19 protein-coding genes and 2 pseudogenes are annotated in these 24,695 nt (G+C 61.8%); 12 read left to right on the plus strand and 9 right to left on the minus strand.

Annotation, left to right across the window (positions count from 1 at the left end; genetic code table 11):
• Positions 1-18 precede the first annotated feature (18 nt).
• The 3 genes from ltrA to AC1DE4_RS16035 all read right to left on the minus strand — a co-directional run bounded on the left by ltrA (position 19) and on the right by AC1DE4_RS16035 (position 3,198).
• The gene (gene ltrA / locus AC1DE4_RS16025) at positions 19-1,059 is read right to left on the minus strand and encodes a group II intron reverse transcriptase/maturase (protein ID WP_477882028.1); all 1,041 of its coding nucleotides are present in this window, start codon (positions 1,057-1,059) and stop codon (positions 19-21) included.
• 214 nt (positions 1,060-1,273) lie between these two features.
• Positions 1,274-2,713 carry a pyruvate kinase gene (gene pyk, locus AC1DE4_RS16030; protein WP_018860297.1) on the minus strand — a complete coding sequence of 480 codons (1,440 nt, stop codon included), beginning with the start codon at positions 2,711-2,713 and terminating at the stop codon, positions 1,274-1,276.
• Entirely contained in the window at positions 2,710-3,198 is a 489-nt protein-coding gene (locus tag AC1DE4_RS16035) for a DUF1036 domain-containing protein (RefSeq protein ID WP_025658050.1), read from the minus strand. The genes pyk and AC1DE4_RS16035 overlap by 4 nt, the downstream gene beginning before the upstream one ends.
• A 198-nt stretch (positions 3,199-3,396) precedes the next feature.
• On the opposite strand from AC1DE4_RS16035, the gene AC1DE4_RS16040 reads away from it, so the two are divergent.
• From AC1DE4_RS16040 to AC1DE4_RS16050, 3 genes are all read left to right on the plus strand, one after another.
• Positions 3,397-4,188 (plus strand): N-formylglutamate amidohydrolase, encoded by a 792-nt coding sequence (locus tag AC1DE4_RS16040; RefSeq protein ID WP_025658049.1) that lies wholly within the window; start codon positions 3,397-3,399, stop codon positions 4,186-4,188.
• Between the two features lie 11 nt (positions 4,189-4,199).
• Positions 4,200-4,505, plus strand: a complete 306-nt coding sequence (locus AC1DE4_RS16045) for a DUF1244 domain-containing protein (protein ID WP_018860293.1) — start codon at positions 4,200-4,202, stop codon at positions 4,503-4,505.
• 91 nt (positions 4,506-4,596) lie between these two features.
• The gene (locus AC1DE4_RS16050; RefSeq protein WP_007527482.1) at positions 4,597-4,860 is read left to right on the plus strand and encodes a DUF2312 domain-containing protein; all 264 of its coding nucleotides are present in this window, start codon (positions 4,597-4,599) and stop codon (positions 4,858-4,860) included.
• Positions 4,861-4,934: 74 nt separating this feature from the next.
• Here the strand turns inward: AC1DE4_RS16050 and AC1DE4_RS16055 are convergent, their stop codons facing one another.
• Positions 4,935-5,693 (minus strand): alpha/beta fold hydrolase, encoded by a 759-nt coding sequence (locus AC1DE4_RS16055; protein ID WP_169682292.1) that lies wholly within the window; start codon positions 5,691-5,693, stop codon positions 4,935-4,937.
• A 388-nt stretch (positions 5,694-6,081) separates the two neighbouring features.
• On the opposite strand from AC1DE4_RS16055, the gene AC1DE4_RS16060 reads away from it, so the two are divergent.
• The 8 genes from AC1DE4_RS16060 to AC1DE4_RS16095 all read left to right on the plus strand — a co-directional run bounded on the left by AC1DE4_RS16060 (position 6,082) and on the right by AC1DE4_RS16095 (position 16,742).
• Positions 6,082-6,699: an ANTAR domain-containing protein gene (locus tag AC1DE4_RS16060; protein WP_169682294.1), complete on the plus strand. Its 618-nt coding sequence runs from the start codon at positions 6,082-6,084 to the stop codon at positions 6,697-6,699.
• On the plus strand, positions 6,696-7,910 hold the full coding sequence (locus tag AC1DE4_RS16065) for a CmpA/NrtA family ABC transporter substrate-binding protein (RefSeq protein ID WP_169682296.1): 1,215 nt from the start codon (positions 6,696-6,698) through the stop codon (positions 7,908-7,910). Before AC1DE4_RS16060 ends, AC1DE4_RS16065 begins: the two co-directional genes overlap by 4 nt.
• A gap of 319 nt (positions 7,911-8,229) precedes the next feature.
• Complete coding sequence (locus AC1DE4_RS16070; protein WP_477882031.1) at positions 8,230-9,492, plus strand: MFS transporter; 1,263 nt, start codon at positions 8,230-8,232, stop codon at positions 9,490-9,492.
• Positions 9,493-9,509: 17 nt separating this feature from the next.
• Positions 9,510-11,960 (plus strand): nitrite reductase large subunit NirB, encoded by a 2,451-nt coding sequence (nirB, locus tag AC1DE4_RS16075; protein ID WP_018860288.1) that lies wholly within the window; start codon positions 9,510-9,512, stop codon positions 11,958-11,960.
• A 10-nt stretch (positions 11,961-11,970) separates the two neighbouring features.
• The gene (gene nirD, locus AC1DE4_RS16080) at positions 11,971-12,300 is read left to right on the plus strand and encodes a nitrite reductase small subunit NirD (protein ID WP_018860287.1); all 330 of its coding nucleotides are present in this window, start codon (positions 11,971-11,973) and stop codon (positions 12,298-12,300) included.
• Positions 12,300-14,957 carry a nitrate reductase gene (locus tag AC1DE4_RS16085; protein ID WP_192241596.1) on the plus strand — a complete coding sequence of 886 codons (2,658 nt, stop codon included), beginning with the start codon at positions 12,300-12,302 and terminating at the stop codon, positions 14,955-14,957. The genes nirD and AC1DE4_RS16085 overlap by 1 nt, the downstream gene beginning before the upstream one ends.
• Positions 14,929-16,425: a siroheme synthase CysG gene (gene cysG / locus AC1DE4_RS16090; protein ID WP_113471947.1), complete on the plus strand. Its 1,497-nt coding sequence runs from the start codon at positions 14,929-14,931 to the stop codon at positions 16,423-16,425. Before AC1DE4_RS16085 ends, cysG begins: the two co-directional genes overlap by 29 nt.
• Positions 16,425-16,742 carry a hypothetical protein gene (locus AC1DE4_RS16095; RefSeq protein WP_113471946.1) on the plus strand — a complete coding sequence of 106 codons (318 nt, stop codon included), beginning with the start codon at positions 16,425-16,427 and terminating at the stop codon, positions 16,740-16,742. Before cysG ends, AC1DE4_RS16095 begins: the two co-directional genes overlap by 1 nt.
• Positions 16,743-16,749: 7 nt before the next feature.
• Here AC1DE4_RS16095 and AC1DE4_RS16100 read toward each other — a convergent pair whose 3' ends face one another.
• The 5 genes and pseudogenes from AC1DE4_RS16100 to AC1DE4_RS16120 form a co-directional block, all read right to left on the minus strand.
• Positions 16,750-17,856, minus strand: coding sequence for an HPP family protein (locus AC1DE4_RS16100; RefSeq protein ID WP_192241595.1), 1,107 nt, complete (start codon positions 17,854-17,856; stop codon positions 16,750-16,752).
• A gap of 59 nt (positions 17,857-17,915) precedes the next feature.
• Positions 17,916-18,824 (minus strand): LysR substrate-binding domain-containing protein, encoded by a 909-nt coding sequence (locus AC1DE4_RS16105; RefSeq protein ID WP_192241594.1) that lies wholly within the window; start codon positions 18,822-18,824, stop codon positions 17,916-17,918.
• Between the two features lie 170 nt (positions 18,825-18,994).
• Positions 18,995-20,887: a peptidoglycan L,D-endopeptidase MepK gene (locus AC1DE4_RS16110; RefSeq protein WP_192241593.1), complete on the minus strand. Its 1,893-nt coding sequence runs from the start codon at positions 20,885-20,887 to the stop codon at positions 18,995-18,997.
• A gap of 178 nt (positions 20,888-21,065) precedes the next feature.
• Positions 21,066-21,290, minus strand: a pseudogene (locus AC1DE4_RS16115) (helix-turn-helix domain-containing protein); the annotation flags it as partial.
• A 71-nt stretch (positions 21,291-21,361) separates the two neighbouring features.
• Positions 21,362-22,619 (minus strand): annotated as a pseudogene (locus AC1DE4_RS16120) (sigma-54-dependent transcriptional regulator); the annotation flags it as partial.
• A gap of 208 nt (positions 22,620-22,827) precedes the next feature.
• Between AC1DE4_RS16120 and AC1DE4_RS16125 the strand changes: the two are divergent.
• Positions 22,828-24,684 (plus strand): M3 family oligoendopeptidase, encoded by a 1,857-nt coding sequence (locus tag AC1DE4_RS16125; protein WP_477882047.1) that lies wholly within the window; start codon positions 22,828-22,830, stop codon positions 24,682-24,684.
• Positions 24,685-24,695: the final 11 nt, after the last annotated feature.

A 24,695-nucleotide genomic window follows, 5' to 3' on the forward strand; every position in this document is an offset into this window, starting at 1 on the left:
CGGTTCGAGAGATTGAGGTTAGACGAGCCTGGGCATTCCAAGTTGGTCAGCCCATCTAATGGTGAGGGTGGCGTTAAGGAGCTTGCCGCTGTTGCGCCACCAGCGACCGGCATTTGCTGCCACTTGCTGGGCCACCCCAGGTTTSGCTCCCCTTGCCATCATYTCCCGAAAGATCGTCCTGCCGTGCTTCCATTGCTTGAGCTGGATTRCCCTCACACGATGGCGCATCCACTCGTCCAGCGCTTGCCAGACCCGAGGTGTTTGCGCCAGCCGGAAGTAGGCTTTCCATCCGCGCACGAAGAGGCGCAGCCGTTCTGCCACCGCTTTCAGGGATCGACCCGTCACGCGCGGTGTCAGTTCGCGAATGCGCTCCTTGAACGCCTTGRTTGCCTTRTCGGCAACCCGTCTCTTGACCACCCGCCCTGGTGCTTTGAAGAAAGCATAGCCGAGGAATTTGCGRCCGAAGACGGTGGCAACGGCGCTCTTGGTCTCSTTCACCTTAAGGCGAAGTCGGCCATAGAGACGCCGCAGCAGAGCCATCACCCGCTYGCCCGCCCGCTGTGACCGCACGTAGACGTTACAGTCGTCGGCATAGCGGCAGAAGGCATGGCCCCGCTGTTCAAGTTCCTTGTCCACCTCATCCAGCAACACATTGGCCAGAAGCGGCGACAGCGGCCCACCCTGCGGCGTGCCTCGGGTCCGCTTGAGGACCACACCCCCATCAACAATGTCGGCGTTCAGATAGGCCCGTACCAAGCGGATCACGCCGGGATTGGGGATTTTCTTGCGCAGACGGTCGATCAGGATGTCATGGTCAACCCGGTCGAAGAATTTCTCCAGGTCAACGTCCACGACAACCCGCCGTCCGGACTGCACGAACGATTGCGCCGCCAGGACGGCATCGTGTGCACTCCTTCCAGGACGGAAGCCGTAGCTGTGCTGACTAAAAGTCGGATCAAGAATAGACTGGAGGACTTGCAGGAGCGCCTGTTGGATCAGACGGTCCAGCACCGTGGGGATGCCAAGCTCGCGCTCGCCGCCCCCTGGCTTCGGGATCATCACATATCCGGTTCTTGTCCATCGGCCCGCAGGTTCGATCCACGCTTCCTCCCCACGGTTGGTCACCCTTCCGCAGTTGCACTTCACTTCGCTCGCTGTGACCAGCTTACGGTGGGACTTCCACCCACAAGAATGCGCCCATGCTGGGCGCACAACAAAAAAAGCCGTCGCCTAGGTCAGGCGACGGGCTTTCGTTCAATCCCTACGGAAAATCTTAGACGCCGCTCTGGCCGTCGGAGCCGATATAGGCGATGCGCAGCATGTTGGTGGCACCAGGTGTCCCGAGCGGCACGCCGGCCGAGATAATGATGCGGTCGCCCGGCTTGCCGAAGCCTTCATCGGCTACTATGCGGCAGGCACGGTTGACCATGTCGTCAAGGTCGGTCGCGTCATGCGTGACGACGCAGTGCAGGCCCCACACGATGGCAAGGCGGCGAGCCGTCTGGATGACAGGCGACAGCGCCAGGATCGGCACCTGCGGGCGCTCGCGCGAGGCGCGCAAGCCGGTTGTGCCTGACGAGGTATAACAGACGATGGCCGACAGGCGCAGCGTCTCGGCGATCTGCCGGGCCGCGAGCGAAATCGCGTCGGCGCCGGTTGCCTCCGGCTGCGCACGCTGCGCGTAGATAATACCAGGATAGTGCGGCTCGCGCTCGATGGCGCTGGCGATCGAGGCCATCGTCGAGACCGCTTCGACCGGGTAGTCACCCGAAGCGGATTCCGCCGATAGCATCACCGCATCGGCGCCTTCGAAGACGGCCGTGGCGACGTCGGACACCTCGGCGCGGGTCGGAACCGGCGCGGAGATCATCGATTCCAGCATCTGCGTCGCGACGACGACCGGCTTGCCCGAACGGCGGCAGGCGCGGATCAATTGCTTCTGGATGCCCGGCACGGATTCGAGCGGCATTTCGACGCCGAGGTCACCACGGGCGACCATGAGCGCGTCGGACAGCTCGATGATTTCCTCGATGCGCTCGATCGCCTGCGGCTTTTCGATCTTCGACATGATGCCGACACGGCCGCGCGCGATCTTGCGCACTTCAGCCAGATCTTCCGGGCGCTGCACGAAGGAGAGCGCGACCCAGTCGACATCGTCGGTTTCGAGAACAGCTGCGAGGTCGGTGCGGTCCTTGTCGGTCAGAACCCCGACGGTGAGCAGCGTGTCGGGAAGGCTGACGCCCTTGCGGTCGGAAATCTTCGTGCCGGAAATGACCGTCGTGACGATGCTCTTGCCGTCGCACTTTTCAGCGCGCAGGGCGAGCTTGCCGTCGTCGATCAGCAGGCGGTGACCGGGCTGCACCGATTCCAGAATTTCCGGATGCGGCAGGAACACGCGGGTGGCGTCGCCGGGAATGTCCTTGTTGTCGAGCGTGAAGGTGTCGCCCGGCTTCAGGTCGACCTTGCCTTCGGCGAACTTGCCGACGCGCAGCTTCGGGCCCTGCAGGTCGGCAAGGATGCCGATCGGACGGCCGGAGCGCGCTTCGACGGCGCGGATACGCTTGATCAGCGTGCGCATCACGTCATGGCTGGCGTGGCTCATGTTGATGCGAAAGACGTCGGCACCGGCCTGGTGCAGCTTCTCGATCATCGATTCCTCGGACGAGGCGGGTCCGAGGGTGGCGAGGATTTTAACTTTGCGGTTGCGCTTCATTGATTCGGGCTTTCTTGGGTGCCTGGGGTATCGGAAAGTTGAACCATCCAGCTGCCCTGGCGGCCCGTGTCATATTCCTTGAACCCCATCTTTTGATAGCCACGGGCGTAGCAATCATTGACTCCCGTGATCTTGAACTCGTTTTCCGCCACGCACATCTGCACGTCACCCGTCCATCGGCCTCCCCGGGCAGCGTCTTCGGCGTAGAGATAATAGTATCGGGACTGCAACTCCCCCTCGATCAGCGTCGCACAGGTCGTCGCCGGCACTTGCCACCAGCCTTCCGTCATCCAGCCATCCTTGGCTCGATATCCGATCGCCACGCCCACCAGATTCTGCGTTCCGTTGCACACACGGAAATCCGCGCGGGCCACATCGGCAATGAAGAACGGCGAGAACGCCGCAAGGACAAAAAGGGCAAAACGGGCAAGCGGCCCGGAACGCGTAAGGAAACTTGGCGCGGTCTGGATCAACACGACTTCCAATTGGCTCCCGGTTATTCGATGTTTGTGCTTTCTTGCGCTGCCTCCCGGCGAATGTCAACGCAATGCTAATCGATTATATCCTAGATGACCGACCGTACTTCGGCCGGGCCGCAGCCTTTGCTTGCCAAGCGCGCTTGAACCCATCGGTGACGCGTGCGATCAAAGACGGCCCCGTAAACTGCGATCGACATTTCATCCATGAGCACTTTCAAATCATTTGAACTACTAGCCGGCGATCATGACAAAGGCATGGTGCTGCTCGGCGATCACGCGATGAATCGACTGCCGGAGCGCTATGGACGACTTGGCTTGCCGGACAATGCCTTCGAGCGCCACATCGCCTATGACATCGGCATCGAGGGACTTGTCAGGAACCTGTCGACGAGGCTCCGAGTGCCCGCCGTCCTGGGCGGCTTTTCGCGGTTGCTGATCGACCCGAACCGGGGCGAAGACGACCCCACGCTGATCATGAAGATATCGGACGGCGCGATCGTGCCGGGCAACCATCCGATCACCGTGGAGGAGTGGAATTACCGGATCGAAACGTTCCACCGGCCCTATCACAATGCCGTCAGCGAAACGATCGACAGAGTCGCCAACAAGACCGGGAGTGCGCCGCTCGTTCTCTCGCTTCATTCCTACACGCCGGTCTGGAAACACTTTCCCCGCCCCTGGCACGCAGCCGTCCTGTGGGATACCGACAAGCGCGCAGTCGCCCCCTTGCTTGATTTGTTGCGCAGCGATCCCGATCTCGTGGTCGGTGACAACGAGCCTTACGACGGCGCGCTGAAGGGCGATACAATGTATCGACATTGCATGCTGACCGGCATTCCGCACGCGCTGCTCGAGGTACGCCAGGATCTGATCGGCGACGAGCCGGGTATTGCTGCGTGGGCGGACCGTCTCGCACCGATCTTCGAGACCATGAATGCCGATCCGGCACTGCACGAGTACAACGTGCATGTGTCGCGCACCGGTCCGTACGAATAAAGGAGACCGAGATGGCCGCCCTGACGAGACAACAACAGACCGAATTCGAGGCTGCGGCTTTTCGTCGCCTCGTGGAGCACCTGCGCGAGCGCAGCGATGTCCAGAACATCGATTTGATGAACCTTGCGGGCTTCTGCCGCAACTGCCTGTCCAACTGGTACCGCGAAGCAGCCGAGACGGACGGAGTTCCGCTCTCCAAAGACGAATCGCGCGAAATCGTCTACGGCATGCCGTATGACGATTGGAAGAACCTCCACCAGAACGACGCCTCGGCGGAGCAAAAAGCAGCGTTTGAGCTGAACAAGCCGCACAAATAATTCCTGTGCGGCTCGAATCGGCTTGACCCCGGACACGCTTCGCGGCAGTCAACGCCATCCGAATTTTCCCACCCCCAATCAGGAGAACACGATGTCTGATGCTCATGGCGTCGCCCGCGATCAGCTTCGCGCCTTTGTGGAGCGCATTGAACGCCTGGAAGAAGAAAAGAAGACCATCGCCGACGACATCAAGGACGTCTACGGCGAAGCCAAGGGCATGGGCTTCGATACCAAGATCCTCAAGAAGGTCGTTGCGCTGCGCAAAAAGGACGAGCAGGAACGTATGGAAGAGGACGCAATCCTCGACACCTATCTGCATGCACTCGGCATGATCGAAGCTCCGCCGGAAGGCTGATCGTTTCGCGCCTTACCTTCAAAGCCGCCGACATTCTCGGCGGCTATTTTGTTTGCGATTGGGTCGGGCAGAACTTATCTGCCGGCTTCCTTGGCCGCCTTCTCGATCACGTCAGCAACCTTTTTCGGCTGCGAGGCGAAGACCGCGTGACTGGACTTGATCTCGGTGACCACGCTGCCGGCACGCTTTGCCATGGTCCGCTCCAGTTCGGGGTTGATGGAGCGATCCTCGGTCGCCACGATGGACCAGCTCTTTTTCGTCCGCCAGGCAGGTTCCCCGACTTTGGTGCCAAAGACCTCTTTCGCAGCAAAGACCTGTGACTGCGCCACGAAGGCTGCTTCGGCCTTAGGCAGGTCGGCGGCAAAATCGGCGTGAAAGACGCTTGGATCGAGATAGAGATACTTGCCGTCCTTGGTTTCCTTGATGCCCTTTCCGGCCGGAGGCTTTGAGGCCGCAAGAGTAGCTACACTTTCGCCCTTGTCAGGCTGGAAGGCCGCCACATAGACAAGTCCCTCGACATGCGGGTTCCGGCCGGCTTCCGTAATGACCATGCCGCCATAGCTATGCCCGACCAGTAGCGTCGGCCCATCCTGCAGGTCCAGCACGCGGTTCGCCGCAGCGACGTCGTCGGCGAGCGAGGTCAAAGGTTCCTGTACGACCGTAACGTGAAAGCCGCGCCGCTCCAGGATTTCGGTGGCCTGGCGCCAGCCGGATCCGTCGGCGAAGGCGCCGTGAACAATGACGATGTTCTTGATGTCAGCGGCCTGGGACGCAAAGGCGATGACGCTGGTGGCGAGTGCCAGTGCGAAGGTGGAAACGATACGGCGGTTCATGCGGTCGCTCCTTTAATCTATGGGATGCCGGGCTTGAAATGGTCGGGAGGCGCGGCTGAGGTTGAAAACGTGGGTAATCTGGTCTGCGCGACGTATCGCTGATATGTCAGGCTCCATCGCGATATGTAACGCAGTGTAGGAAGCTCAACCCTGTGCAAATTTGCGTGGGAACGCTGCGCCCGCCGCCCTCGCCAATGCTCATAGAATAAGCATTGAAACAAATTGCTTGATTTTGAGGCGTCGTTCGCGCATTCAATGCCGCACAAGGGACTTCGACCTTGGCCTCAGAGATCATAGGGCAAGACAACCGCAGCATGGCACCTTTCGCGATATCAATGCCGACGCTATCTCATCTGACGCAAATCCCTGACGACCGGCGGTAGACCCCGTGGCCAACCGCTCTTCCAAGCCTGGTGACCTCAACGTGCTCGTCATCGACGAGAACAGCATCCGCGCGTCGATCATCGATGTTGGCCTGCGGGAGGCAGGCTACGACAACGTCACGATCATCGACGACATGAACGGCCTCGCGAGGCGTATCACGGAGATCAACCCCGACGTCATCGTCATCGACCTCGAGAACCCGAACCGCGACATGCTGGAAAGCATCTTCCAGATTTCCCGCGCGGTTAAGCGCCCCATTGCAATGTTCGTTGACCAGTCGGACGAGGCCTCCATCGAGGCCGCCGTCGAGGCCGGCGTCTCCGCCTATATCGTCGACGGTCTGAAGCAGGAGCGTGTCCGCCCGATCCTCAAGATGGCGATCAGCCGTTTCAATGCCTTCTCGCGCCTGAACCGCGAGTTGGAGGAAACGCGCGGCGAACTGGAAAACCGCAAGCTGATCGACCGCGCGAAGGGATTTCTGATGCGATCCCGTGGACTGAGCGAAGATGAGGCCTATGCGCTCATGCGGCGAACGGCCATGAACCAGAATAGAAAAATCGTCGAGATTGCCCAAAGCCTGATCACGGCTGCGAGCCTTCTGGATCCGGGAACCGACGCATGACGAGCACACATCAGATCACCGCCGGCTTTCTGCCGCTTCTCGACAGCGCAATTCTGGTCGCCGCCAAGGAGAAGGGCTTTGCAGCGGAACAGGACATCGAGCTGAGGCTCGTGCGTGAACGCTCATGGGCGACGATTCGCGACCGGCTTGCGGTCAGCCATTTCGACGTGGCGCATATTCTCGGCCCCATGCCGATCGCCTGCAATCTCGGACTGACCGCGCCGGCGCCGCGTATGATCGTGCCGATGGCGCTTGGACTTGGCGGCAATGCCGTGACTGTCTCCGCCGACGTCTGGAGCGAGATGGCCGCATGCGGTGCCTCGCCCGATCTCGACGCCCACGCGAGCGGCCTTGCCCTGCGGCGCGTCATTGATAACAGGAACGGCGAGCGTCTGCGCTTCGGCGTCGTCCACCCCTATTCAGGTCATAACTACGAGCTGCGCTACTGGCTCTCCGCAAGCGGCATCGATCCCGACAAGGATGTGGAGATCGGCGTCCTGCCTCCGCCCGATATGGCGGACGCGCTGACATCAGGCCTCATCGACGGCTACTGCGCCGGCGAGCCATGGAACACACTCGGCGTGCTCCATAACCGCGCGCATCTGGCGACGGTGAAGGCCGCCATCTGGAAATCGAGCCCTGAAAAGGTGCTTGGCGTCAACAGCCGCTGGGCCGACGGGCATCCGGAAGCGCTCGCGGCCCTCCTGCGGGCGCTTTACACGGCCTCCCGCTGGTGCGCCGACATCCGCAATCACGAGGAGCTTGCCAAGCTGCTCGCGAAGCCCGCCTATGTCGATCGGCCTTTGGAAAGTCTGCTACCCGCATTGACCGGTCTGCTGCACATTGGCGGGAAGGAGACGCTGAGCATCAAGGACTTCTTTGTCCCCAATGCCAAGGCAGCGACGTTCCCTTGGAAGAGCCACGCCTTGTGGTTCTACACGCAGATGGTTCGCTGGGGGCACATCCGGCATACCGCAGAAAACCAGCAGATCGCCAACGACACCTACAGGCCCGATATTTACCGAAGCGCCTTGAAGGCGCTTGATGTCTCGATGCCGGCGGCGAGTTCGAAGGTGGAGGGTGCGCTCAAGGTCGAGACGCCCGTCGGCTCGAGCGGCGCGCTAACCCTTGGGCCGGACGGCTTCTTCGACGGCGGCCTGTTCGATCCCGATGACGTCGACAGCTATATCGCGAGCCAAGCTCGCCGCTGAGCACGTGCTTATTTTATACGCATTGCACAAATTTTAGAGTGATTGTTGCACGTGCGTTGACACCGAGGACGTTCGCGGGATCTCCGCGACCAACGATTTTCATTCAAAACCAATAGCTTACTAAAACTGGCACGGCCCTTGCTTTGTTATAAGCAGGCCAACAGGCCAAGAATTCCGCGTCCAACGACGGGCGCCCACAGCAAAGCCGCTGATCAGGATATCTCGCGCACGTCTAGTGAAAGCGCGCCCTGACCAGCGGCTTTTTGTTTTTAACCCCTAGCGATGGATAGGCACGACCTTGTCGGGCCCCGGAGAAGCCATGTCTGTTATCAGGAACACGCAGTCCATGTCCGCCGGCGAACCAGCCAAAGCATTGTGGATGTCCACGATTGCCTTCACCCTCTGTTTTGCCGTCTGGACGATCTTCGCGATCATCGGCATCCGCATCAAACAGGATCTCGGCCTGAACGAAGCCGAGTTCGGATTGCTGGTCGGCACGCCCGTTCTGACCGGTTCGCTTGTCCGTATCGTCCTTGGCATCTGGACCGGCCGTTATGGCGGCCGCCTCGTCTACACGCTCACCATGTTGGCTGCTGCCCTGGCGACCTTCCTCCTCTCCTATGCCCAGACCTACACGCAGATGCTGATCGCCGGCCTCGGCGTCGGCCTTGCCGGCGGCTCCTTCGCAGTCGGCGTCGCCTATGTCTCGCCCTTCTTCCCGCCTCAAAAGCAGGGAACGGCGCTCGGCATCTTCGGTGCCGGCAACGTCGGCGCCGCAGTGACCAAATTCGCGGCACCCTTCGTCTTGATCGCCTGGGGCTGGCAGGCGGTTGCTCAGATCTGGGCGGTCGGCCTGGCATTAATGGCAATCGTCTTCTGGTTCACCACAACGGATGATCCAGCCTTCCGCCTTCGCCGCGAGGGCAAGGTTGCCTCCAAGAGCCTGGCACAGGAATTCGCGCCGCTGAAAAACGTCCAGGTCTGGCGTTTCTCCCTCTACTACTTCTTCGCCTTCGGCGGTTTCGTTGCCCTGTCGCTGTGGCTGCCCCGCTATCTGGTCGGTGTTTACGGCTTCAATCTAGCAACTGCAGGCATGGTCGCAGCCGCTTATTCCATTCCGGGCAGCATCTTTCGTGCATTCGGCGGTGTTGTCTCCGACAAGAAGGGCGCCCGCAGCGTGATGTATGTGATGTTCGCCGTCGCAGCTGTCGCGACACTCATCCTGTCACTCCCGGCTGCCGGCGCAAGCGCAACGGTCGGCATCACGCCTGCGGTCTTCATCGTCGTCATCTTCGCTCTCGGCTTCGTCATGAGCCTCGGCAAGGCCGCCGTCTACAAGCACATCMCGGCCTACTACCCTGAAAGCGTCGGCGCCGTTGGCGGCATCGTCGGCATGATGGGCGGCCTTGGCGGCTTCATCCTGCCGATCGCCTTCGGCTTTCTCAAGGATATGACCGGCCTCTGGTCGAGCTGCTTCATGCTGCTCTTTGCGATCGTGATCATTTCGCTGGTCTGGATGCACCTGTCGGTCAAGCAACTCGACCGCCGTGGCCTCTCCGCCCAAGCCGTCGCTGCCACCTGATCTGAGGACCTGAAACCATGACTGAGAAGCTTGTCATCATCGGCAACGGCATGGCGCCCGGGCGCATGCTCGAGCACCTGTTCGAAAGGACGCCGGGCCAATATCAGGTCACGATCTTCAACGCCGAGCCGCGCGTCAACTACGACCGCATCATGCTCTCGCCGGTTCTGTCCGGCGAAAAGGACTACGAAGAGATCATCATCCACGGCGATGGATGGTACATCAAGCACGGCATCACCCTCTACAAGGGCCACAAGATCATCAAGATCGACCGTGCGGCCAAGACGGTCACGTCGGATCACGGCGTCACGGAAAGCTACGACAAGCTGGTGATCGCCACCGGCTCCGTGCCCTTCATCATTCCCGTGCCCGGCAAGGATCTGCCCGGCGTCATCACCTATCGCGACCTCGACGACGTGCAGGCGATGCTGCTCGCCGCCCAGTCTCGCGAGAAAGCGATCGTCATCGGCGGCGGCCTGCTCGGCCTTGAAGCGGCGGCCGGCCTTGCCTCTCGCGGCATGGACGTCACTGTCCTGCATGTCATGCCGACACTGATGGAGCGCCAGCTCGATCCTGCTGCCGGCTATCTCCTGCAGAAGGCAGTGGAAGAGCGAGGCATCAAGGTCATCTGCAAGGCCAATACCAAGGCCATCATCGGTAACGGCAAGGTCGAGGGCATCGAGCTCGACGACGGCCGTATCATTCCGGCGACCCTCGTCGTCATGGCGGTCGGCATCCGCCCGAGCGTTGGGCTCGCCAAGGACGCCGGCATTGCCGTCAACCGCGGCATCGTCGTCGATGACGGCATGCTGACCTCGGACGGCAGCATCATGGCGCTCGGCGAATGCGCCGAAGTCGGCGGCATGGTCTACGGCCTTGTCGCTCCGCTTTACGAGATGGCCCGCGTCGCCGCCTCGCATCTATCCGGCGACCGTTCCGCTGCCTTCGTGCATTCCGACACGCCGACCAAGCTCAAAGTGACAGGCATCGAGCTCTTCTCGCTCGGTGACTTCGCCGATGGCGACGACCGAGAGGAAATCGTGCTGCGCGACGCCTCAGCCGGCGTCTATAAGCGCCTCGTGTTGAAGGACAACAGGATCATCGGCACCGTGCTCTACGGCGAAACCGCCGACGGCGCCTGGTTCAACGATCTGAAAAAGAAACAGACCGATATCAAGGAAATGCGCGAAACGCTGATCTTTGGTCAGGCCTACCAGGGAGGGTCGCCGCTGGACCCTATGGCGGCCGTTGCAGCCTTGCCGGATGACGCGGAAATCTGTGGCTGCAACGGCGTATGCAAGGGCAAGATCACGTCGACGATCACGTCCAAAGGCCTGACGTCACTGGACGACGTGCGCGCCCACACCAAGGCGTCCGCCTCCTGCGGCTCCTGCACCGGCCTCGTTGAAAAGCTGATGACGCTGACGCTTGGCGACAGCTACAACCCGGCCGCCGTCACGCCGATGTGCACCTGCACCGAACTCAGCCATGACGACGTCCGCCGCCTCATCAAGGCCAAGGGTCTGAAGAGCATCCCTGCCGTCATGCAGGAGCTCGAATGGAAGACGTCGTGCGGTTGCGCCAAGTGTCGCCCGGCTCTCAACTACTACCTCGTCTGCGACTGGCCGGACGAATATGCCGACGACTACCAGTCGCGCTTCATCAACGAACGCGTCCACGCCAACATCCAGAAGGACGGCACCTATTCCGTCGTTCCGCGCATGTGGGGCGGCGTGACGAACTCCAACGAACTGCGCGCCATCGCTGATGTCGTCGACAAGTTCGAAATCCCGATGGTGAAGGTGACGGGCGGCCAGCGCATCGACCTGCTCGGCATCGAGAAGGAAGACCTGCCGGCTGTCTGGGCCGATCTCGGCAAGGCAGGATTTGTTTCCGGACAGGCCTATGCCAAGGGCCTGCGCACGGTGAAGACCTGCGTCGGCTCCGATTGGTGCCGCTTCGGCACGCAGGACTCCACCGGCCTCGGTATCCGCATCGAGAAGTTCATGTGGGGCTCCTGGACGCCGGCGAAGCTGAAGCTCGCCGTCTCCGGCTGCCCGCGCAACTGCGCCGAAGCGACCTGCAAGGATATAGGCGTCATCTGCGTCGACTCGGGTTTCGAGATCCACTTCGCCGGCGCCGCCGGCCTCGACATCAAGGGCACGGAGGTCCTCGGCCTCGTCAGGACCGAGGACGAGGCGCTGGAGCATATCGTGGCGCTGACACAGATGTATCGCGAGCAGGCCCGCTATCTCGAGCGCATCTACAAGTGGGCAAAGCGCGTCGGCTTGGAGGAAATACGCCGCCAGATCATGGGCGACGCCGACAAGCGCGAGGCTTACTACGATCGCTTCGTCTTCTCCCAGAAATTCGCCCAGGTCGATCCCTGGTCGGAGCGCGTCTCCGGCAAGGACAAGCATGAGTTCAAGCCGATGGCGACCATCGGTTACCCGCAGGCCGCTGAGTAAGGAGATTGATATGAACTGGATTTCAATCGGCGACATCTCCGACATTCCGCTGCGGGGCGCTCGCTGCGTGAAGACACCCCAGGGAAAGATCGCCGTCTTCCGAACGGCCGAAAACGAGGTCTTCGCCATCGAGGACCACTGCCCGCACAAGGGCGGGCCGCTCTCCCAGGGCATCGTCCATGCCAAGGCAGTCACCTGCCCGTTGCACAACTGGGTGATCTCGCTCGAAACCGGCAAGGCGCTCGGCGCCGATGAGGGCGAAGTGCGGACCATTCCCGTCCGCAACGAGGACGGCGCCCTCTACATCGCGCTTGAAAGCCTGATGATGGCAGCCGAATGATGCAGAAAGAGGTCAAGACAACCTGTCCCTATTGCGGTGTCGGCTGCGGCGTCATCGCCAAGCTCGCGGAAGACGGCAAGGTGTCCGTCAAGGGCGACCCGGACCATCCCTCCAACTTCGGGCGGCTGTGCTCGAAGGGCTCGGCGCTCGGAGAAACCGTCGATCTCGACGGGCGCATCCTCCATCCGGAAATTGCGGGGGAGCGGGCGGAATGGGGACAGGCGCTTGACCTCGTCGCGCAACGATTTTCCGATGCCATCGCCGAGCACGGCCCCGATTCCGTTGCTTTCTATGTGTCCGGCCAGCTGCTGACCGAGGACTACTATATCGCCAACAAGCTGATGAAGGGCTTCATCGGTTCGGCCAACATCGACACCAATTCGCGGCTCTGTATGTCGTCCTCCGTCGCCGGTCACCGCCGCGCCTTCGGCTCGGACACAGTGCCGGGCACCTACGAAGACATCGAGCTTGCCGATCTGGTGATCCTCACCGGCTCGAACCTCGCCTGGTGCCACCCGGTCATCTACCAGCGGCTGGCGGCGGCCAAGGCCGCGCGCCCCGGCATGAAGGTCGTCGTCATCGATCCGCGGCGGACGATGACATCAGATATCGCCGACCTGCATCTCGCCATCCGCCCGGACAGCGATGTTGCCCTTTTCGTCGGCCTTTTCGAACACCTGATCGCAAGCAACGCCATCGACCAGAACTACGTCGCCGAACATACCAACGGCTTTGCGGAGGCCTTTACGGCTGCCACAGGCGTCTCCTTCAACGAGGTGCTTGATATGACCGGCCTGCCGGCCATGCAGCTTCGCGAATTCTACCGCCTCTTTGCCACGACCGAGAAGGTCGTCACCTGCTACAGCCAGGGCGTCAACCAGTCCTCATCTGGCACCGACAAGGTCAACGCCATCATCAACTGTCATCTCGCCACCGGCCGCATCGGCCGGCCGGGCATGGGCCCGTTCTCGCTCACCGGCCAGCCGAATGCGATGGGTGGTCGCGAAGTCGGTGGGCTTGCCAACATGCTTGCCGCCCACATGGCCATCGAAAATGCCGAGGACCGCGACCGTGTCCAGCGCTTCTGGAATGCGCCGGCCATTGCGCAAAAGCCGGGCCTGAAGGCCGTCGACATGTTCAGGGCTGTCGCCGACGGCCGCATCAAGGCGCTCTGGATCATGGCGACCAACCCGGTTGTTTCCATGCCGGATGCCGACGCCGTCGAGGCCGCCATCAAGGCTTGTCCCTTCGTCGTGGTCTCCGATGTCCTGAAAAGCACAGACACCGCCCGTCACGCCCATGTCCTTCTGCCCTCGCTCGGCTGGGGTGAGAAGAGCGGCACTGTCACCAACTCCGAGCGCCGCATCTCCCGCCAGCGCCCCTTCCTCGATGCACCGGGAGAGGCCCGCGCCGACTGGTGGCAGCTTGCCGAAGTGGCGCGTCGCATGGATTTTGCCCAAGCCTTCGACTTCAGCTCCAATGCCGAAATCTTCGACGAGCACGCCGCTCTCTCCGCCTTCGAGAACAACGGCCGTCGCGACTTTGATATCGGCGCATACGTCGGCTTGAACCGTCAGTCGTACGACGAACTCCCCCCTTTCCAGTGGCCACAGCCCGCAGGCCACAACGCGACCGAGACCCGCTTCTTCGCCAAGGGCGGCTTCTACCACGCCGACGGCAAGGCACGTTTCATCGCCGTCGAACCGGTCGCCTCGGATCGCACCAGCGCCGACTATCCCTTCACACTGAACACCGGCCGTATCCGCGACCAGTGGCACACGATGACCCGGACGGGCAAAAGTGCGCGGCTCTCCTCGCACATCGCCGAGCCCTTCGCAGAGCTTCATCCGCGCGACGCCATCGAGATCCGCGTCGGCAATGCCGGCCTCGTCGAAATCGAAAGCCCTCACGGCAAAGCCCTGGTTCGCGCCCTGATCACCGAGCGCCAGGCGCGCGGCAGCATTTTCGTACCGATGCACTGGAACGATCAGTTCGCCGCGAAGGCACGCATCGACGCCGTCGTCGCACCCTTGACCGACGCAATCTCCGGCCAGCCGGCATCGAAGAATGGTGCGGTTGCTGCTCGACGCTTCAAAGCGGCGCGCTACGGCTTTGCCGTTTCCGCAGCCAAGCCTGATCACCTCGATGCCGCCTATTGGGCGCTGGCAAAGGCCGAAGGCGGCTGGCGAGTGGAGCTCGCCTTCGACCGGCCGGTCGAGGACTGGTGCACGTGGTGCCGCAGCACCTTCGCTATTCCCGAGGGCGTCGAGCCGCTTGGTTACGCCGACCAGCAATCCGGCGATCTGAGGCTTGCCTTCTTTGGCGGCCAGCGACTGCTTGCCGCCTTGTTCCTGGCGCGCGAACCGGTGGCTGTTGCGCGCAACTGGGCGATCTCGCAGCTCACCGCCGAGCACACCAATCTGCGCAAGCGCTTCGCTCTCGTTGCCGGTCGCCCGGGCGCAGACAAGCCCGATCCGGGTGCCACCGTCTGCTCCTGCTTCGGCGTCGGCGTCAACCAGATCGTCGCCGCTGTACGCGGCGGCTGCCACAGCGTCGAAGCCGTCGGCAAGGAACTCAATGCCGGAACCAACTGCGGCTCGTGCCGCGCCGAAATCAGGGGGATCATCGATGGATGTCTTGCAGCAGCCGCGGAATGAAGCACCCGCCCGCATGGAACCGCTTGCCAAGCTGCCGGTGTTCTGGGCACTTGAATCCAAGCGCGTGATCGTCGCCGGCGGATCCGATGCCGCCGCCTGGAAAGCCGAGCTTCTCGCTGCCTGCGGCGCGGAGGTGCATGTCTACGCCGACGCGGTTTCCGACACTTTCGAGAACCTGATCTCGCGCGGCGCCGAGCATCCTCGGGGCAGTTTCGTCCGTCACTGCCATGGCTGGAATGAAACCATCTTCGCCGGCGCGGCCATCGCCATCGCCGACTGTGAGGAAGAGGACGAGGCGAAAGCCTTCTTCGACGCCGCCCGCATGGCCGGCGTCCCAGTCAACGTCATAGACAAGCCTGCCTTCTGCCAGTTCCAGTTCGGCTCCATCGTCAACCGCTCACCCGTCGTCGTCTCGATCTCGACGGATGGCGCCGCCCCGATCCTCGCCCAGGCGATCCGGCGTCGCATCGAGACATTGCTGCCTTGGACACTGAAGGGTTGGGCTGAACTCGCTCAGACATTGCGCGACCGGGTCAATGAACGACTGACTCCCGGCCCGCTCCGCCGCGCCTTTTGGGAGCGATTTGTCGATCGCGCCTTTTCAAGTTCGGATACGCCGGAGGAGGGCGTCGGCGGGCTGCTTCTCGAGGAGGCCGACAGGCTTCGGGAAGCGCCCGCCCACTCCTCGCGCGGTCGCGTGACGCTGGTCGGCGCCGGCCCGGGTGATGCGGAGCTTCTGACGTTGAAGGCCGTCCGCGCCCTGCAAGCCGCAGACGTGATCCTCTTCGACGACCTGGTTTCTTCAGAGGTTCTGGAGCTTGCCCGGCGAGAAGCCAAGCGCATGTTGGTTGGCAAGCGCGGTGGCCGCACAAGCTGCCGCCAGGAAGACATCAACGCCATGATGGTGAAGCTCGCCAAATCAGGCAAGCGGGTCGTACGACTGAAGTCCGGCGATCCGATGATCTTCGGCCGCGCCGGCGAAGAGATTGCCCATCTCGATCGCGAAAACATCCCCGTCGATGTCATCCCCGGCATAACAGCCGCAAGCGCCATGGCCTCCCGCCTCGGGATTTCGCTGACGCATCGCAACCATGCCCAATCCGTCCGCTTCATCACCGGCCATTCTCGTCATGGCGGCCTGCCGATCGATGTCGACTGGGCCGCTGTCGCCGATCGCCACACCACAGCTGTCTTCTACATGGGTGGCAGGACGGCACCGCTCATCGCCGACCGGTTGATCGAGGAAGGCCTGCCGCCGGAAACGCCGGCCATCATCATCAGCGACGTGAGCCGTTCGACCGAACGTGACTGGAGCGGCACGCTCGCAACCATCCCTGAGGGAATTGCGGCGATCGGCTACGACAATCCGGTACTGATTGCGGTCGGCAGTGCGCTTGCAGCACGCCTGAACGTTCGCGACACGAACGGTTTCGACGGTGATCATCGTTTGGTCATGGGTGCGCGCTGATGCAACTCCACAAGATCGCCCCCGCCCTCCTCGTTCTTGCCATTGCCTTGAGCTGGCCGCGCTTCAGCAGCATCTTTCGCGGCGAAACACAGGCCGCGGTGGCAACTGCGCCGCTGACCATGATCGCCAGCGCCGTCAGCCTTTCCGCTCTCGGATTGGCCTTCGCCGGCAACGGACCATGGCTCGGCATGCTGATCGCGGCGCTAGGCCTGCTTCTCGGCTGGACGATGCGCACGCCGGCGCCGCCGTTTGCCATCTCGCTTTCCGCGCTTAGTCTAGCCGCATACCTGCAGTTCGGACCGCCCACTCTCTTCTAGCCGCCATTCAGGCCGCGATCCGCGCCGTCCGTTCCGGCAGCATGTGGGCCGTGGCGCTTAGCAGGTCCGTCTGCGAGATGAGCCCGACGACATGGCCGGTGGGATCGACGATGACAACGGCGTGGGTGCGCCCGTCCGTCAAGACGGGCAACAGACTGACGGCCGGCGCATCTGGAGGAGCGGTTGCCGCCGTCACGATATGGCCGGCAACCTGCTCGGCCTGCATCAATTCGCGCAGCCCGACCGTGCCGATCAATCGCCCAGTGCCATCCTTAACGGGCAGCGTGCGGATGTTGTGCTTCAAAAGCAGCGCGCGCGCATCCTCCGCCGTGGCATTCTCCCCGACCGCAATCACATCACGCGACATGATATCGGCGCAGCTGACGGTGCCATGGGAACGAACGGCAGCCTCTACCTCGACCTGCCGCAGCAAGCGGCTCAAGTCACCACGATCGATATCGAACGTTTCCTCGAACTTCGCCAGCGCCGCATCGACGTCTTCCTCGCGGAAGCCTATCCGTGTCACGGACGGCGGATCGATCGTCTGATGCGTATTGACCGGCGCCGGCACGGCGACGTGCGGATAGTTTCGCCGTCCCAGTTTATGGAAAACAATGCCGAGCGCCACCAGGATGCAGGAATTCAGCGCCACCGGCACAAAGGGGAAAAGCAGCCCCCAGCTCGCTACCGCCGGGCCGCCCAGCACGGCGGTCAGCGCCGCGGCGCCACCCGGCGGGTGCAGGCAGCGGGTGAACGACATGGCGCCGATCGCCAACGAGACGCCGACGCCGATCGCGATGATCGGTTCGTGAATGAAGTGTGCGGCGAGAATGCCCATCATGGCGGAGATCGTGTTGCCACCAATGATCGACCAGGGCTGTGCCAGCGGACTTGCCGGCACGGCGAAAAGCAGCACGGCCGAAGCCCCCATCGGCGCGACGATTAGCGGCAGGTGCGGGCCCTGGCCGAAAAAGTAGCCACAGACCATGCCTGTCAGCGCGATCGCAATCAGCGCGCCAAGGCAGGCAAGCATGCGCTCACGCAGCGTGGCGCCGGCGAGGATCGGCGAAAACAAGCGGCGGCCGAGGGCCTTGGGAGTGCTGGAATCTGACATGACGAACCGACAGTTTGTGAAACGAAGCGTGCGGGTTGCAAGAAGGTTGCGCGCAGAGGTCAGCCGCTTGGAGGTGAGAGGCCGTCCCTGCCCCTCGAGGCAATGAGGACATCGTGAAAAGCCTCGAACGCGTCCGATCGGTCACCCTTGCGGCGAACGAGAAAGGTCTCCACTGCGCCAATATCGCGGGTGACGATATCGGCGGGCCAGCGCAGAAGGTCGTAGACGGAGCGCGGCATGACGCCGAAGGCGTTGCCGGCGACAATGCTGGCGAGGATCGCATGATAGGAGCCGAGCTCGAGCGTGCGCGGCGAAGCGGCGTCCTCAGCCCACTCCTCGGCCATGCGCCGATAGGTGCAGCCTGGTTCCATCACGGCGAGCGTCCCGACACGCAGATCGGCTGCGGCTTTCACCTCGGGATGCTTCGGCGGAAGGACGAGGATCAGATCCTCGAGATAGATCCGCCGCGCTTCAAACCGGCCGAGGTCGAGATCGGCATAGCGCGTCTCGTCCAGCGACGTCTGCGGCGGCCGCGCGATCAACGCGCAATCCAGCTCTTCGGCGAGCACGCTCTGCATGAGCTCCCGTGTCGCCCCCATCGTCAATTGCAGGGAAACGTCGGGCCACAGCGACCCGAACCGCCTGATGACCTCGGGGAGTCGGCTCGCGGCCGTGCTTTCCATCGTTCCGACGCGCATCACGCCCGATGCAGCCAGCGGCCGCACGGCCTGCTTTGCTTCCACGGCCAGATCGGCAAGACGTGTCGCATAGGATAGAAAGATCGTGCCTTCGCGCGTCAACGACATCTTTTTGCCGTCTCGAGAAAACAGCGCCACCCCAAGATCCTCTTCGAGCTGCTGGACGCGCGTCGTGACGTTCGACGGCACACGCCCCACTGCGGCCGCCGCCTTCGTGACGCTGGAATGCGCCGCGACTGCCTTGAAGATTTCAATTGACGACAGATCCATATATTCGCTCGAAAAGAATACGGGAGGCGCTTTATTCTCTAAATGGAAACGAAAATCAACCGCTCTTTCTGGGATGTGACCGCGTTGCCCGATTTTTCCGCCCTGGCCCGGAAAACAAAARAGCCGCCGGATTGCTCCGACGGCTCTTCGAAATTCTTGTTCTGTCCGACTTAGTTCGAGTCGAACTTCCGCACTTCCATGAAGTTGACCGCAGTGCCGCTGAAGCGGCCCGGATCGATGGAGGCTGTCTTCGTGAAGCCCTCGGCATAGACCGCGGTCGGCTGGGCACGAAGCGTCTGGCTGACGAAGCGAGGCGCCTTGACCGGCTTGGTGACCATTTCCATGCGGGCATTGGTGAGCGCCCACTGCGAGATGATCTTCTGCGTCAGCTTCGGCTCGGTGCGAACCGTTGCGCGGCTGGCGTCGGCCTCTGCCGCCTCATGCTTCGTCGGGCGGCCGCCCTTGGTCGGCAGGCCCTGCGACAGTCCATTCGCATCGGTCGGCTTCGGTGCATCGAACGCATCGCCGAAGCTTGCGGACTTCGTCGCCGGCACCAGAGCGGCAAGCTGCAATTGCGGCCTTTCGCCCGGAACCTTTTGCGGCATTGCCGCGTTAATAGCCTGCTCGACGCTCGTGACCGGCGCCTGGTTGGATGCGACTTGACGATCGCCATCAACATTTTGCTGGTCGAGGGCATCGGCAACGGCCGGAGAAAGCGTATCTTCCTGGTCCACCATGTCGTCCTCAGCTTCGGCATCGGCACTCGCCGCGGCCAGAAGCTTTTCGGCAAGCGCCGGTCGTTCACCCGGCGTCGGAACCGCTGCGAGATTCCCCGTCATCGCAGATGGATCAGCCGAGGCGACTTCCGCGTCTCCTGGAGAGCGGCGCGGTCCGAGTAGGGAAGGAACCGGTACGCTGTAGGCGCTGAGATCCGCGAACTGCTGCTGACCTTGCTCGGTCACAGCGGAAAGGGCTTGCTGCGCTGCATTTCCGGATTGCGGAGCGACGAGGGCGCTGGCCATCTCGCTACCGCCTGGCTGATTGGCGAACGCCGGACGCACCTGCGGAATCGGCGCGTTTACACTTGCGACTTCAGTAGCCTGCGCGGGCACTTGCTCGCCGGGATTGGCGGCGTTCGGCATGTTAGCCGCTGGCGGCGTCGCCTTCGCGACCGCCACTGCTGCGCTGCTATCATCATCGGAGCTGTCTTCGGCCTCGTCGGCGCCGCCTCCAAACAGGGCTGCAAACAGCGTCTTATGCTTTGGCTGATCGCCGACCGACGAGCCCGAATAGGCGCCGGAGCTTGCCATCTGCACCTGCGTCGAGCTCACGCGACGCTTGTAATCGGCCACCGCCTGCTCGTAGCCCGGCAGCGGACGGCCATCCGATGGGATGTGCATCGTGTTGCCGTTGGGGAAGAGCCGGACCAGTTCTTCGCGGCTCATGCGCGGCCAGGCGCGGACGCCGCCGACGTCCATGTGGACGAAGGGAGAGCCGGATTTCGGATAGAATCCAACGCCGCCGACCTGCATTTTCATGCCGATGCCGCGCAAAGTGGCCAGTTTGACGTCGGGAATGAAGAAATCCATCGCCTTGCCAAGCATATGCTGGCTCTTCTCGGCGACGCCGGAATTGCGCGAACGCGACTTCAGCATGGCGTTGGTGGCCGGAGAACGGAAGCCGCAGACGACGTTGATGTAGTCGCGCGAGCCGCTCTGACGGTAGACTTCCCAGATGAGGTCGAAAAGGCGCGGGTCCATGTTCGTCGGCTGGTTCTTACGCCAGTCGCGAAGGAACCGGTTCAGTTGCTGGAGACCCTTCGGGTCAAACCGGCCGTTGCGCTTGTAGGTGATGACGGCTTTTTCGCCGGTATGGACGAAATAGAGTTTGAGACTACGCGTTTCGCCTGCCGCCTCGGAAGGCGAACTGACTAGAACAGGCGACGAAACGGCGAGTGCGAGAAGGGCGGCCATAGCCGTCCTAAACACCTTTCCGCAAAGGCCCGTGGACCTTGTGCGCCAGTTCAAGCGCGAAGGTCTCGTATTCCGATTCAGATCCGGCAACTCAATCCCCGTCAGACAGCCGATGGTCCCTCTTTGACACCGTTGACTGTTAAATGCGGTCACACGATGGCAAAAATGCCACACGCGTTCAACCTTTTCTTTACATAGTGAACAGCCCACTAACAAGTGGTTTATGTTTCGTAACAAAAGATGATTGCCGGAGTGTTAATTAGAAAACCTATGCCGCGTCCTTCAGCGGATTGTCGGGGTCTATGCCGTAATCCTTGAGTTTCCGGTACAATGTGGACCTTCCGATACCCAATTTCCGAGCCACTTGACTCATCTGCCCCCGATAGAATTTAAGGGCGAATCGGATCAGTTCTTCCTCCACATCCGCGAGCTTGCGCACATCCCCGGCAGGGTTTGTGCTCGCAATTGCGTTGTCGGGCGCCTCCGTGATTCGTGCAACCGCCTCTTCGACGCTGGCCTGATGGGCCGGATAATCGGTGGCTGAAAAGTCGTTTTGTCGATCGACACGCCTGTTGTCGGCGACCAGCGCCAAATGATCAACGACCTCGTATTCGGGCAGCTGTGCCGCAATCTGCGGGAAATCCGCTTCGGTCAGCTCACCGCCTTCGGCGAGGACCACCGCGCGGAAAATCGCGTTCTCGAGCTGGCGGATATTGCCCGGCCAGTCATAGGCTGTGAGCAAAGCCAATGCACCGGAGCTAACCGACATACGACGGCCGTTCTTCTGCTCGCTCGAGAAGCGCTCGGTGAAGACGCGCACGAGATGCGGAATGTCTTCCTTTCGCTTGCGGAGCGCGGGAATGGTGATCGGGAAGACATTCAGGCGATAGTAGAGGTCCTCGCGGAAGTGACCGTTCTTGACCTCTTCGATCAGATCCTTGTTTGTCGCCGAAATCAGCCGGACATTGACCTTGTGCGCAGTGCGCGCGCCAACGGTCTCAATTTCCCCCTGCTGGACGGCGCGCAGCAGCTTGACTTGAACCTCGAGCGGCAGGTCGCCGATCTCATCGAGGAGGATGGTGCCGCCATCGGCTTCCATGAACTTGCCGATATGCTTTTCGGTGGCACCGGTGAAGGCGCCCTTTTCGTGGCCGAAGAGAATGCTTTCGACCAGATTGTGCGGAATGGCGCCGCAATTGACCGTGACGAATGGCTTGCCGGAACGGTCGCTGCCGGACTGGATCGCACGGGCGACCAGTTCCTTGCCGACGCCGGACTCGCCTTCAAGCACGACAGGAATGTTCGACTGCGCTGCGCGCTGCGCCAGATCGATGACGCGGAGCATTGCCGGGCTGGCCGAAACGATATCATCGAAGCCGACTGCGCCGGAGCGCGATCGGCGGCCGGCGCGTGCCTTGACCTCGCGCTGGTCGAGCTTCAGGGCGTTGGAGATCGAATTGGCAATCCGCTCCGGAGAGACCGGCTTGACGACGAAATCGAAGGCGCCGGCGCGCATTGCCTGCACCACGGTCTCGATACCGCCCTGCCCTGTCTGGACAATCACCGGAACATGCGTGCCGAATTCGTGCAGTGCCTCGAGGAATTCGAGGCCCGTCATCTCCGGCATCATCAGGTCGAGAACGATGACATTATAGAGGCCGCTGCCTCTCTTCACCATCTCCAGCCCGATCCGGCCGTTTTCCGCCTGATGGACGACGTGGCCGTGACGCTCTATCGCGTTCTTGAGCAGTCGACGCTGGATCGGGTCGTCCTCGACGACGAGTATCTGCGCTGCACCCTTGAGCTCATGGTAACCGGTCATTGCTGCCTCACTTCATGCGAAACCTGAGAGGCACTTTGGCAGAAAGGCTTGAACATCCAGTTTTGAGAAACAATTGCATTTTAACGTTTGTGACGAGGCCGAATCCGACCCGAAACGGAGCTTGTGGGCAGGCGAAAGCCCCTTGATGCCAAGCCTTTAGCGGCATAGACAGTCAAGCCTGTCGCAAAAGAGGAAGAGGACCCCGATGATGAAAAACACGCTCTCCGGCACCGCCATTAATTTTTCGGCAAGTTCTGCTGCCTCCGCGACCGACGCCGCTCTGGGCGAACTGCCGACCTGGAAGCTGCAGGATCTCTACCCCTCCGCAACGTCCACGGCCTTTACCGCCGACATGGAGAAGGCCGGCAGACAGGCAATCGCCTTCGAAGAGAAGTGGAAGGGCAAGCTTGCCGATGCCGCGACAAAAAAAGGCGCCGAGGGCATCGGTCAGGCACTGAAGGAGTATGAGGCGCTGGACGACATTATCGGGCGCCTCGGCTCCTTTGCCGGCCTTACTTATTTCTCCGACACATCGAACCCGGTGAACGGCAAGCTCTATGGTGACGCCCAGACAAAGATCACCGAATTCTCCAGCCATCTGTTGTTTTTTGCGCTTGAACTCAATCGCATCGACGACGCCGTCATCAATGCCTGCATGGCAAACGACCCGGATGCCGGCCACTACCGACCCTGGCTCATCGACCTGCGCAAGGACAAGCCCTATCAGCTGGAAGACAAGCTCGAACAGCTGTTCCTAGAAAAATCGATGACCTCGGCGGCTGCCTTTAACCGCCTGTTCGACGAGACGATGGCGGACCTGCGCTTCGAGGTCGACGGCGAGAAGCTGCCGCTCGAAGTCACGCTGAACATGCTCCAGGAAAAGGATCCTGAGGTTCGCCATAAGGCTGCGATGGCGCTGGCGAAGACCTTCAAGGAAAACCTGCGCATCTTCGCGCTGATCACCAACACGCTCGCCAAGGATAAGGACATCTCGGACCGCTGGCGCGGCTTCGAGGACATTGCTGACAGCAGGCATCTTGCCAACCGTGTCGAGCGCGAGGTGGTCGACGCGCTGGCGGCTGCCGTCAAGGAAGCCTATCCCCGCCTCTCGCACCGATACTACAAGATGAAGGCAAAATGGCTCGGCATGGACCAAATGAACTTCTGGGACCGCAACGCACCGCTGCCGGAAACCTCCAATGCCGTGATTTCCTGGAACGAGGCGAAGGACACGGTGCTGTCGGCCTATGGCAACTTTGCGCCGGAGATGGCCGCAATCGCCAAGCGCTTCTTCGACGAGCAGTGGATCGACGCCCCCGTCCGCCCCGGCAAGGCGCCCGGCGCCTTCGCGCACCCGACCGTTCCGTCGGCGCACCCCTATGTGCTCGTCAACTATCTCGGCAAGCCGCGCGACGTGATGACGCTCGCCCACGAGCTTGGCCATGGCGTCCATCAGGTTCTGGCCGGCGCCCAGGGCGCGCTTATGTGCCAGACGCCGCTGACGCTTGCCGAAACCGCATCCGTCTTCGGCGAAATGCTGACTTTCCGCGCCCTTCTCGACAAGACCAAGGACAAGCGTGAGCGCAAGGCGATGCTTGCCCAGAAGGTCGAGGACATGATCAATACGGTCGTGCGCCAAATCGCCTTCTACGAGTTCGAGCGCAAAGTCCACACCGCCCGCAAGGCCGGCGAACTGACATCGGATGATATCGGAGAACTCTGGCTCTCAGTGCAATCCGAAAGCCTCGGGCCGGCGATCAAGATCTCGGAAGGCTACGAGACCTACTGGGCTTATATCCCGCACTTCATCCACTCGCCCTTCTACGTCTACGCCTACGCCTTCGGCGATTGCCTGGTGAACTCGCTCTATGCCGTCTACCAGAAGGCCGACAAGGGCTTTCAGGAGAAGTATTTCGAGCTTCTGAAGGCGGGCGGCACCAAGCATCATTCGGAGCTTTTGAAGCCATTCGGCCTCGACGCCACCGATCCGTCGTTCTGGAGCAAGGGGTTGTCGATGATCGAAGGGCTGATCGACGAATTGGAAGCACTTGATAAGAGCGCATAAGCTCTCGATCC

This window comes from Rhizobium sp. 10N414 (assembly GCF_056394785.1).

Bases quoted from the DNA above. Each gene is read 5' to 3' on its own strand.
- cysG (WP_113471947.1), top strand. From the start codon at position 14,929: ATGGATGTCTTGCAGCAGCCGCGGAATGAAGCACCCGCCCGCATGGAA.
- nirB (WP_018860288.1), top strand. From the start codon at position 9,510: ATGACTGAGAAGCTTGTCATCATCGGCAACGGCATGGCGCCCGGGCGC.
- AC1DE4_RS16040 (WP_025658049.1), top strand. From the start codon at position 3,397: ATGAGCACTTTCAAATCATTTGAACTACTAGCCGGCGATCATGACAAA.
- AC1DE4_RS16105 (WP_192241594.1), bottom strand. From the start codon at position 18,824: ATGGATCTGTCGTCAATTGAAATCTTCAAGGCAGTCGCGGCGCATTCC.
- pyk (WP_018860297.1), bottom strand. From the start codon at position 2,713: ATGAAGCGCAACCGCAAAGTTAAAATCCTCGCCACCCTCGGACCCGCC.
- AC1DE4_RS16050 (WP_007527482.1), top strand. From the start codon at position 4,597: ATGTCTGATGCTCATGGCGTCGCCCGCGATCAGCTTCGCGCCTTTGTG.
- AC1DE4_RS16055 (WP_169682292.1), bottom strand. From the start codon at position 5,693: ATGAACCGCCGTATCGTTTCCACCTTCGCACTGGCACTCGCCACCAGC.
- AC1DE4_RS16065 (WP_169682296.1), top strand. From the start codon at position 6,696: ATGACGAGCACACATCAGATCACCGCCGGCTTTCTGCCGCTTCTCGAC.
- AC1DE4_RS16100 (WP_192241595.1), bottom strand. From the start codon at position 17,856: ATGTCAGATTCCAGCACTCCCAAGGCCCTCGGCCGCCGCTTGTTTTCG.
- AC1DE4_RS16095 (WP_113471946.1), top strand. From the start codon at position 16,425: ATGCAACTCCACAAGATCGCCCCCGCCCTCCTCGTTCTTGCCATTGCC.
- AC1DE4_RS16125 (WP_477882047.1), top strand. From the start codon at position 22,828: ATGAAAAACACGCTCTCCGGCACCGCCATTAATTTTTCGGCAAGTTCT.
- nirD (WP_018860287.1), top strand. From the start codon at position 11,971: ATGAACTGGATTTCAATCGGCGACATCTCCGACATTCCGCTGCGGGGC.
- AC1DE4_RS16085 (WP_192241596.1), top strand. From the start codon at position 12,300: ATGCAGAAAGAGGTCAAGACAACCTGTCCCTATTGCGGTGTCGGCTGC.
- AC1DE4_RS16045 (WP_018860293.1), top strand. From the start codon at position 4,200: ATGGCCGCCCTGACGAGACAACAACAGACCGAATTCGAGGCTGCGGCT.